Here is a 662-nt window from a genome sequence, read left to right as displayed (position 1 = left end):
CCCTCCGGCATGGCGCTGGCGCGGCCGGGGGTGCGGGTCAGGATCACCGACTGGGCGATGCCGGGCAAAGTCAGCTCGCTTTCCAACACCGCCGCGGCCGCCGCGAAGGACGGCACGCCCGGAGTCACCGAGATGGGGATGCCCAGTTCGCGCAAACGCCGCACCTGCTCGCCCATGGCAGACCAGACCGACAGGTCGCCGGAGTGGAGCCGAGCGACGTCCTGGCCCTTGGCATGGGCGTCCGCAATTTCGGCCATGATCTCGTCGAGCGTCATCGGCGCGGTGTTCACAACTCTGGCACCCGGCGGGCAATGCGCCAGCACCGCCTCCGGCACCAGCGATCCGGCATAGAGGCACACCGGACAGGCGGCGATCAGATCGCGGCCCCGCAGGGTCAGCAGGTCGGGGGCACCTGGTCCGGCGCCGATGAAGTGGACGGTCATTCTTCAAGTCCTTGAGCAATGGCGCAGGTCGCCATGCGGTCGGAGGAAATTACACGCAGGCCGACGATCCGCGCGCCCGGCCCGGCAGCGGCAAGCGCGACGGCTTCGGCGACGCTGCCGACCCCGCGTGCGGCCAAACTGACGGTCGAGCGGGTCGGAGTGCAGATGCCTGACAGCAGACCGGCGGCGACGGGGTGGACGGCCAGCCCCTCCGCCTCG

1 protein-coding gene and 1 pseudogene are annotated in these 662 nt (G+C 70.5%); both read right to left on the bottom strand.

Features of this window, described 5'->3' with window-relative positions; genetic code table 11:
* On the bottom strand, nucleotides 1-443 hold a 443-nt coding region (locus tag NS355_RS17590), incomplete at its 3' end, for a cobalt-precorrin-4/precorrin-4 C(11)-methyltransferase (RefSeq protein ID WP_244489744.1).
* Nucleotides 440-662: pseudogene (locus NS355_RS17585) on the bottom strand (cobalamin biosynthesis protein); the annotation flags it as partial. The gene NS355_RS17590 and the pseudogene NS355_RS17585, both read right to left, overlap by 4 nt.

Origin of the sequence: Sphingomonas yabuuchiae, assembly GCF_001477495.1 — a bacterium.
Taxonomy (GTDB): domain Bacteria; phylum Pseudomonadota; class Alphaproteobacteria; order Sphingomonadales; family Sphingomonadaceae; genus Sphingomonas; species Sphingomonas yabuuchiae_A.
The sequence above is the reverse complement of the archived record's forward strand: the minus strand, read 5'-3'. Positions and strand labels throughout refer to the sequence as shown.